The sequence below is a fragment of the Rhodococcus chondri genome (assembly GCF_036327435.1).
Taxonomy (GTDB): Bacteria; Actinomycetota; Actinomycetes; order Mycobacteriales; family Mycobacteriaceae; genus Rhodococcus; species Rhodococcus chondri.
In genome coordinates this window covers 1-8,816 of the sequence record NZ_JAUZMZ010000182.1, presented here as the reverse complement: position 1 = coordinate 8,816, position 8,816 = coordinate 1, and the positions used below count along the sequence as shown (strand labels likewise).

Genomic DNA, 8,816 nt, shown 5'->3' with positions numbered 1-8,816 from the left:
GTGATCGTCGTGGTCGGCCTGATCGGGCTGTACCGACTGCTCGCCTGACGCACGCGCACCGGTGGTCAGCGCAACGACACCGGTATCCCCGCGACGACGAGGGTCACCGTGTCGGACACCGAGGCGACCGATGCGTTGAGCCGGCCCAGCATGTCCCGGAACAATCGGCCCGAGGCGCTGGCCGGCACCACCCCGCTGCCCACCTCGTTGCTGACGGCGACCACCGGCACGCGGCACTGCCGCCAGGCGTCGAGGAGGTCGTCGATGTCGGCGTCGACAGCCGCGGCATCGCCACCGTTCCACACGCCGTGCAGGTCGAGTCGTGCGGTGAGCCAGGTACCGAGGCAGTCGACGAGCAGAGGCCCGGCAGCGTCGCGCAATACCTTTGCCACATCGGAGGTCTCGATGGTCGACCACGAATCGGGTCGCCGTTCCCGGTGCAACGCGACACGTTGCGACCATTCCGGGTCACCCTCATGCGTCCCTCCGGTGGCCACGTACGTGACGGTCGGATACGAGGCGAGCAGTTCCTCGGCGTGCCGCGACTTACCCGAGCGCACTCCCCCGAGCACCAGTGTGCGATGGACGGGCCGTTCGGCGCCCACACACAGCACCTCCCCGTCGGCGCCGGGACGCGCCCCGCACGCCCGCAAACGTTCGCGTAGCTCGGCGATCGGTGGGTTGTGGTGACCGAGGTGCACGGCGACGACGTCCGTCGAGTCCACTACCGCACCGCAACGGCGGAGGGCGGCAACGGTTTCGGCGAACTCCGGCAAGCCGTGATGTCCGGGGCCGAGCTCGGACCGGTCGCCGAACGTTTCCTCGACGAACACCGCATCGAATGCCGTACCGCGTACCCGGTCGAACCAATCGGCGGGCAACGGCCCGGTGTCGCAGGCCCACAGGATGCGGGAGCCGTCCGGTCCGGTCAGGTCGTAGAGCACCGAGTCTCCGTCACGAAACACCTTGTGCCTGGCCGGAAGAACACCGACATCGTAGTTCCCCACGGTGATCCGATCACCCGCCGTCACCGACACGAAACGGACGGGATCGTCCGGCCCCACCCAGGGCCGGCACGCATCGAGCGCATCGGCGGGGCCGATCACCTCCAGGACGTGACCGGCGTCGGCCCACGCGCGGAACAGCAATGCCTGCGGCCCGAGATGATCGGTGTGGGCGTGGGTGAGCAGCATGTACCGCACACCGGCCAGATTCCGCCGCAGACGCACTGCCGCGCGCGGCGCCTCGGGTCCGCAGTCGAGCAGGAGCACGTCGTCGATCAGCGCTGCGGTCTGTCCGCGGATCTCGCCGCGCTGCGCGGCGTCGGCGCAGGACGCACAGTTGCAGAACGGATTGGGCCAGCCGTCGGCCGCCCCTGTTCCCAGCAGTAGTACCTCCATCAGTGCTCCTTCTGCGCCGAACGGAGCGGCAGCACGGCCCGCCCCGCGGGACGGTCGAGAATCTCCACCCGCGCTCCGTATACGTGGGCGATGCGTTCGACGGTGAGCACGTCGGCGGGAGCACCGTCCGCGACCACCCGCCCACGGTCGAGCAGCACGAGCCGTTCGCCGTACTGCGCCGCGGAGGTCAGGTCGTGCATCGCGGCGATGACGGTCAACTCGCTCTCGGTGCGCATGGTGTCGACGAGTTCGAGCACTTGCTGCTGATGGCCGATGTCGAGGGCGCTGGTGGGTTCGTCGAGCAGCAGCACCCGCGGTTGCTGCGCCAGCGCCCGGGCGAGCACCACACGTTGCAGTTCCCCTCCGGACAATTCGGTGGCGAGCCGCAGCGCGAACTCCTCGAGTTCGAGCCGTTCGATCACCCGGTCCACGACGTCCCGGTCCCGGACCGTCTCGGAGCCGAACCGCGGAACATGGGGGGTGCGGCCCAGGTGGACGAGTTCTTTGACCGTGACACCCTCGGGAACCACCGGCCGCTGCGGCATCAGCGCGACCGCGCGTGCCATCGCCCGACGCGACGCACGCTCCGGCGTCGCACCGGCCACCTCGATGTGGCCGGTCGCGGGGACGAGCCCGGCGAGGGCGTGCAGCAGCGTGGTCTTTCCCCATCCGTTGGGCCCCACCAGCGACACCCATGATCCGGACGGCACCATCAGGTCGACGTCGTGAAGCACCTCCACACCACCGCGCGCGGCGCGCAGTTGCCGGCACGCCACGGCGGTCGACGACGTCACTGCGAGGTCTCCGGTCATTTCACACCTCGGCTTCGTCTGAGGACGATCAGGAAGAACGGCGCGCCGATCGCGGCGGTCACCACGCCGATCGGCAGTTCGGCCGGGGACATCACCGTGCGTGCCAGCACGTCGGCTAGGACGAGGAACGCGGCACCCACCATCAGCGACAACGGCAGCAGCATGCGGTGGCCGGGGCCGACGAGCAGGCGCACTGCGTGCGGGACCACGATCCCGACGAATCCGATCAGGCCGCTCACGGAGACCACCGCGGCGGTGCCGAGGGTCGCGATGCAGACCAGCAGCAGGCGCACCCGGGCGGGATTGATACCGAGGCTCGCGGCCTCCACGTCGCCGACCGACATCACATCGAGTGTGCGCCGGTGCAACATGATGATCGCGACGGTGACCACCACATACGGCAGTACGACGACCACATCGGTCCAGCCGTCCGGCGACAGGCGCCCGAGCATCCACGAATACACCTGGCGCAGGGTGTCGTCCTGCAACTGCATGAAGAAGGTCTGGATGGCGTTGGCGAATGCGGCGACGGCGACCCCCGCCAGGATGATGACCACTTCCGATCGGGCGCCGCCGACCGTGCGGCCGAGGGCGTATGTCGCCCCGACCGCGAGCAGACCGCCTGCGAATGCCGCGACCGGGATTCCGGCGAATCCCGCGACACTACCGACGACGATGGCAAGTGTCGCTCCGAGACCGGCGCCGCTGGAGACGCCGAGCAGGTAGGGATCGGCGAGGGGATTGCGGAAGACGCCTTGGTACGCAGCTCCGGCGATGGCCAGCATGGCACCGACCAGCATGCCCAGGACGACGCGGGGAATCCGGATGTTCCACAGGATGGCCTGCTGCCGGGTCGACAGACCGGAGTCGACCGCGACGAGCGGCAGCCCGTCGGCGATGTCGAGGAGGACACCGCGCGGCGTGAGTCCGGCGGGGCCGACGAGGATGCTCACCAGCATTGCGGCGAACAGGACGAGCGCCGCGCCACCCAGCACGAGTGCGCGGCGACGCGGCGTCGTTGTGATCAAGGTGCGGGTTGGGCCGCGGGGATTGCGCTGACGATCCGAGAGATCTCGCGCATGAAGTCCACCACGCGCGGTCCCCAGCGGCTGGCGATGTCCTCGTCGAGCGCGTAGACGCGTCCGTCGCGGACGGCGCCGAGTTCGTTCCAGCCGGCCCGTTCCGCGACACCCTCGGGTGTGACGCCGCAGCACTGGCTGTCGGCGAGGAAGATCACGTCGGGGTTCTGCTCGAGGATGTATTCGGCCGACAGCTGCGGGTAGCCGTTGCCTCCGGTCGCGATGGAGGTCAGGCCCAGCATCGAATAGATCTCACCGATGTAGGTGTCGTCGGTGACGGTGTAGAAGGTGTTGTCGAGCTCGTGGTAGTAGCGCAGCGGGATTTCCCGCTCGGGCAGTCCGGCGATGATCTCGTCGATCTCGGTCCTCATCTGCGCGACGAGTTCGGCGGCCTCGCCGACGTGGCCGGTGGCGGCCCCGAGCTGTTCGAGCTGCGCGTACGTGTCGTCGAGGGTGACCGCGGCAGGCAGGATCAGTGTGTCGACGCCGGCCTGTTCGAGTCCGGCGACGAGGTCGGCGGTGTCGGCGTTGGCGACGACGAGGTCGGGTTCGTACCCGAGGATGGCTTCGATGTTCGGGGTGTAGCCCGACAGGTCGGTGACGGGGATGTCGGCCGGATAGTCGGATTGATCGTCGACCGCGACGACCTGGTCGCCGGCACCGACAGCGTAGAGCATCTCGGTGTTGGTGGGGCTCAGCGACACGATCGCCTGCGGCGTGTCCGACACCGCGGTGGCGTCGGTCGGGGTGGTGTCTGCGGCGTTGCCGCACGCGGCGGCGAGCAGGGCCAGAGCGGTGATTCCGGCGGTGAGCAACCGGCGGGAAGTGAGGGGCACAGCCATCCTCCGTGACTCGGAGGACGAAAACAGTACGGCTGCAACTCGGAAAGTTGCGGCACGGAACCGTCCTTCGTCCGAGGACCAGTACGTGCCCGCGGCGCCGGCTGACCTGACTTGCCCGGCGAGACCGGGCTTACAGTTGCGGGACAGTGCCGGACTTGCACCGGCTTCACCGTAACGCTGCGGGTGCCCCGCATGAAAAGGCAGGGCACCCGCAGCGTAACTCACGGCACGAGCAGGTCAGGACAGTGCCTGCTCCAAATCCTCGAGAAGGTCGTCGGGATCTTCGAGACCCACCGACAGTCGGACCACACCGTCGGACAGTCCGATGGCGGCGCGCCCCTCGGGTCCCATCGCGCGGTGCGTGGTGGTCGCGGGGTGGGTGATGAGCGACTTGGAGTCGCCGAGGTTGTTGGAGATGTCGACGATGCGCAGCTTGTTGAGCAGCTCGAACGCACGTTTCTTACCCTCGCCCGCGGGGGCGTCGAGTTCGAAGGTGATGATCGTGCCGCCACCGCTCATCTGCGACTTCGCGAGCTCGTATTGCGGATGGGACTCGAGGTAGGGGTACTTGACCCAGCTCACCTTGTCGTTCGATTCGAGGAACCGCGCGAGCTTCAGCGTCGTCGACACCGAGTGTGCGAGCCGCACGGGCATGGTCTCGAGGCCCTTGAGCAGGGTCCACGCGTTGAACGGGCTCAGCGACGGACCGGTGTGACGGATGAGGTTCTTGACTGGCCCGTCGATGTAGTCCGCCGGGCCGAGGATCGCGCCGCCCAGCACACGGCCCTGCCCGTCGATGTGCTTGGTGCCGGAATACACGACGATGTCGGCGCCGAGATCGAGGCTGCGCTGCAGCAGCGGTGTGGCGAAGACGTTGTCCAGCACCACCTTCGCGCCCGCGGCGTGCGCCATCTCGGAGACCTTGCGGACGTCGACGAGGGTTTGCATCGGGTTCGACGGTGTTTCGAAGAACACGGCCGTGGTGGGCACGGACAGCGCCTGCTCCCACTGGTCGAGGTCCTCACCGTCGACGAACACGGTTTCGACTCCCCAGCGGGGCAGGATCTCGTTGCACACCACGAAGCAGGAGCCGAACAGGCTGCGGGCCGCGACCAGGCGGTCGCCCTTGCCGAGCAGCGCCGCCAGGGACGTGAACACCGCGGACATGCCGGACGCGGTCGCGAAGGCACCCTCGGCACCGTCGAGCAGCCGCAGCCGTTCTTCGAACATTTTCACGGTGGGGTTGCCGTACCGGGAGTAGACGAAGTGGTCGACCTCACCGGTGAAGGCTGCTTCGGCGGCCTCGCCGGACTCGTACACGAACCCGGAGTTGAGGTAGAGCGCCTCCGAGGTCTCCTCGAATCCGGACCGCAGGGTGCCGCCGCGCACCCCGAGGGTGGCGGGGCGAACATTGTCGGGCAGCGCCTTGTGGAAAGCGCCACCTTGGGGAATTGCATTCACGACTGCCTCCACGGCAGGCCTTCGGCCCGCCATCCCTGGCCACCGCGATGCCCGTCGGCATCGAGTGCACCTTCGAATCCTTCGAGAACGTTGTAGGCAGGGGTCAGGCCCGCGGCGGTGGCAGCTTCGGCGGCACCGATGGAGCGCTGACCCGAACGACACAGGAAGATCACCGGACCGCCATGTATACCGGCCTCTTTCAGCTGCTCGACGAACTCTTCGTTGCGTGCCCCGTTCGGGTACGAAACCCATTCGACGAAGAGCGTGCGACGCTCGATCGGCGAGGTCTCGGGGACGCCGACGTATTTCCATTCGGCGTCGGTGCGCACGTCGACGAGCACGGCATCCGGGTCTTCTCGCAGCAGCTCCCAGGCTTGCTGCGGCGTTATATCACCTGCGTAGCTCACCGGCACAGCTTTTCACAGCGCTCGGCGTGCCGCGTACCCGGGGAGCCTCAGAACCTGCAGATCCGCCACACATCGCCCACACGCGTCACCTGCCACGTCTCGGCTCCACGCGTGCCGTCGACGACGGTGCGCACTTCGACGGTCCCGCGGTCGCCGTCGATCGAGACCTCACCGGTTCCGTCGAACTCGACGTCGCCGTCCACCTCGGCGAGCGGCGCTTCCTCGGCCGGGAGGGACTCGCAACGGAGCCGGTCGAGGACCGCGGTGTCGTCTTCGTTGTGGGCGCGCACGTAGTCGGCGACCGCCCGGTTGATCCGCTCGTCGTCGTCGAGGACATCGCCGGCCGGCGACAGCACCTGGGCGAGCACCACCCCGACGATGAGGATCACGATCACGGCCACCGCCCCGAGGAAGGGACCGATGCTTCCGATGTCGCGTCTGTCCGGATCCGGTTCGGGTGCGCCGCGCTGTGCCATGCGGCAGATCCTATCCCCCGCCGATCGCCGCCGGTCGGGGCGCGTTTGCCGAATAAACCCTCTCGAGGTAGGAATTGTGCATGGCCTCCACGCACCTCGTTCGACGTCTCGCCGTCGATCTGTGCCGCGTGTCTGCCCACATGTGTTGTCGCTGACGCGATTCTCCCGACGGCCCGATCTGCGGCCCATTCTTGTCGTTCTCGCGCCACCTGCGCACGCCCGCTGAGGGCGGCCACGCCTTAAGCTGAAGCATGTCCGTCCGCACATTCGAAGAGGTAGTTGATCCCCTGATGACCGATCAGACTCGTCCCCTTCGCGTCGCGATCGTCGGTGCCGGCCCCGCCGGTATCTACGCCGCAGATGCACTCATGAAGTCCGACACTGCGCAGGATCCCGGGGTCAGCATCGACCTGTTCGAACGCATGCCGGCCCCGTTCGGCCTGATCCGCTACGGCGTCGCACCGGACCATCCGCGCATCAAGGGCATCATCACCGCCCTGCACAAGGTGCTCGACAAGCCGAACGTCCGCTTGCTGGGCAACCTCGATTACGGCAGCGATTTCACTCTCGAAGATCTCGCGCGCTTCTACGACGCGGTGATCTTCTCCACCGGCGCCAACGCCGACCGGACCCTGAACATCCCCGGCATCGAACTCGACGGCAGCTACGGCGCCGCCGACTTCGTGTCCTGGTACGACGGGCATCCGGACGTGCCGCGCGAGTGGCCGCTCGAGGCCGAGAAGGTCGCGGTGCTCGGCGTGGGTAACGTCGCACTCGACATCGCCCGGGTGCTCGCCAAGACCGGGGACGAACTGCTGCCCACCGAGATCCCGCCGAACGTGTACGAGGGTCTCAAGAACAACAAGGCCACCGAGGTCCACGTGTTCGGCCGGCGCGGTCCGGCGCAGGCCAAGTTCACGCCGCTCGAGCTGCGCGAACTCGACCATTCGCCGACCATCGAGGTCATCGTCGACCCCGAGGACATCGACTACGACGAGGGCTCCGAGCAGGCCCGCCGCAATTCCAAGCAGGTCGACATGGTCGCCAATACCCTGCAGGACTGGGCGATCCGCGACGCGGGCAACCGTCCGCACAAGCTGTTCCTGCACTTCTTCGAATCCCCCTCCGAGATCCTGGGCGAGGACGGCAAGGTCGTCGGTCTGCGCACCGAGCGCACCGAGCTCGACGGCACCGGCAATGTCCGCGGCACCGGCAAGTTCCGCGACTGGGAGGTGCAGGCGGTTTACCGTGCGGTCGGCTACCTGTCGCAGAACATCGCGAAGCTCCCGTTCGACGAGCAGGCCGGCACCGTGCCCAACGAGGCCGGTCGCGTGCTCGCCGACGAGAACGCCGAGGGCCCGGACCGGTTCCTGCCGTACACGTACGTCACCGGCTGGATCAAGCGCGGCCCGGTCGGCCTCATCGGCCACACCAAGGGCGACGCGAACGAAACCGTCGCGAACCTCCTTGTCGATCGCGCCGAAGGCCGCCTCAACACCCCCGAAGAGCCGGACACGGACGCGGTCATCGCGTTCCTCGAGGGCAAGCAGCTGCCGTACACGACGTGGCAGGGCTGGTACCGCCTCGATGCGCACGAGCGCAGCCTCGGCGAGGCCGAAGGACGTGAGCGCGTGAAGGTCGTCGAGCGCGACGACATGTACCGCGCGTCGGAGCCCAACAAGTCCTGACGGGCCGACACTTTCGCATTGTGGCCGAGTGCCTCACTCATCGGGCGACCGATCGGTGAGGCATTCGGCCACAATCGTTTTCGGAGCCGGCCTACCAGAACACGACAGCGGCCAGCCACAGTCCCGCGGCGACGAGCGCGCCGAACAGTTCGACGAGGATCGACAGTCCCACCGCCTTCGTCGCCTGCACGGTCGAGCGCCAGGCTCCGCTGTGGGTGCGGTGCCGCTGCGCCTCCGACAGGTACATGCCGAGCAGGAATCCGAGCAGCAACCCGATCACCGGGACGACGAAGAACCCGATTATCCCGAGCAGCCCGCCGACGACGAGCGACCGGTTGGGCACGCCCGCCTGCTGCAGTCGCTTGCCGGGCCACGTGTACTTGACGATCGCGGTGAGAAGGAGCGCGGCTGTCGCGATACCGAAGACCGTCCAGGCGACGGTGCCGCCGGTCAGGAAAGCCCATACCGCGATCGCCCCGAAGATCAGCAGGGTTCCGGGCAGGATCGGCACCACGATACCGATCAGTCCCACCGCGATGACGAGGCCGACGAGGACCTCCGCGCCGGCACTCACGGTGCTACCGGATGGACCAGCGACGCGGCCCGCGTCGCGCGTTCGCGGGCGGTGGCGACATCGGGTCCGGTCGAGAC

9 protein-coding genes and 1 riboswitch are annotated in these 8,816 nt (G+C 67.9%); of the genes, 1 reads left to right on the top strand and 8 read right to left on the bottom strand.

Annotated features, from left to right (window positions below; genetic code table 11):
- Nucleotides 1-65: 65 nt before the first annotated feature.
- The 7 genes from cobU to Q8814_RS22050 all read right to left on the bottom strand — a co-directional run bounded on the left by cobU (nucleotide 66) and on the right by Q8814_RS22050 (nucleotide 6,477).
- Nucleotides 66-1,400, bottom strand: coding sequence for a bifunctional adenosylcobinamide kinase/adenosylcobinamide-phosphate guanylyltransferase (cobU, locus tag Q8814_RS22080; protein WP_330154123.1), 1,335 nt, complete (start codon nucleotides 1,398-1,400; stop codon nucleotides 66-68).
- Complete coding sequence (locus Q8814_RS22075; protein ID WP_330154122.1) at nucleotides 1,400-2,212, bottom strand: ABC transporter ATP-binding protein; 813 nt, start codon at nucleotides 2,210-2,212, stop codon at nucleotides 1,400-1,402. The genes cobU and Q8814_RS22075 overlap by 1 nt, the downstream gene beginning before the upstream one ends.
- Nucleotides 2,209-3,171 carry a FecCD family ABC transporter permease gene (locus Q8814_RS22070; RefSeq protein WP_330154124.1) on the bottom strand — a complete coding sequence of 321 codons (963 nt, stop codon included), beginning with the start codon at nucleotides 3,169-3,171 and terminating at the stop codon, nucleotides 2,209-2,211. Before Q8814_RS22070 ends, Q8814_RS22075 begins: the two co-directional genes overlap by 4 nt.
- A 65-nt stretch (nucleotides 3,172-3,236) precedes the next feature.
- Complete coding sequence (locus tag Q8814_RS22065) at nucleotides 3,237-4,127, bottom strand: ABC transporter substrate-binding protein (RefSeq protein WP_330154121.1); 891 nt, start codon at nucleotides 4,125-4,127, stop codon at nucleotides 3,237-3,239.
- Between the two features lie 88 nt (nucleotides 4,128-4,215).
- Nucleotides 4,216-4,361, bottom strand: a riboswitch (cobalamin riboswitch).
- A 9-nt stretch (nucleotides 4,362-4,370) separates the two neighbouring features.
- Nucleotides 4,371-5,594, bottom strand: coding sequence for an O-succinylhomoserine sulfhydrylase (locus Q8814_RS22060; protein ID WP_330154120.1), 1,224 nt, complete (start codon nucleotides 5,592-5,594; stop codon nucleotides 4,371-4,373).
- Nucleotides 5,591-6,001 (bottom strand): rhodanese-like domain-containing protein, encoded by a 411-nt coding sequence (locus Q8814_RS22055; RefSeq protein ID WP_330154119.1) that lies wholly within the window; start codon nucleotides 5,999-6,001, stop codon nucleotides 5,591-5,593. Before Q8814_RS22055 ends, Q8814_RS22060 begins: the two co-directional genes overlap by 4 nt.
- 47 nt (nucleotides 6,002-6,048) lie before the next feature.
- Nucleotides 6,049-6,477 carry an Rv0361 family membrane protein gene (locus Q8814_RS22050; RefSeq protein WP_330154118.1) on the bottom strand — a complete coding sequence of 143 codons (429 nt, stop codon included), beginning with the start codon at nucleotides 6,475-6,477 and terminating at the stop codon, nucleotides 6,049-6,051.
- A 290-nt stretch (nucleotides 6,478-6,767) separates the two neighbouring features.
- Here Q8814_RS22050 and Q8814_RS22045 point away from each other — a divergent pair, with 290 nt between their 5' ends.
- On the top strand, nucleotides 6,768-8,165 hold the full coding sequence (locus Q8814_RS22045) for an FAD-dependent oxidoreductase (RefSeq protein WP_330154117.1): 1,398 nt from the start codon (nucleotides 6,768-6,770) through the stop codon (nucleotides 8,163-8,165).
- Between the two features lie 91 nt (nucleotides 8,166-8,256).
- On the opposite strand, the gene Q8814_RS22040 is transcribed toward Q8814_RS22045, so the two are convergent.
- Nucleotides 8,257-8,739 carry a DUF456 domain-containing protein gene (locus Q8814_RS22040; RefSeq protein WP_330154116.1) on the bottom strand — a complete coding sequence of 161 codons (483 nt, stop codon included), beginning with the start codon at nucleotides 8,737-8,739 and terminating at the stop codon, nucleotides 8,257-8,259.
- Nucleotides 8,740-8,816: the final 77 nt, after the last annotated feature.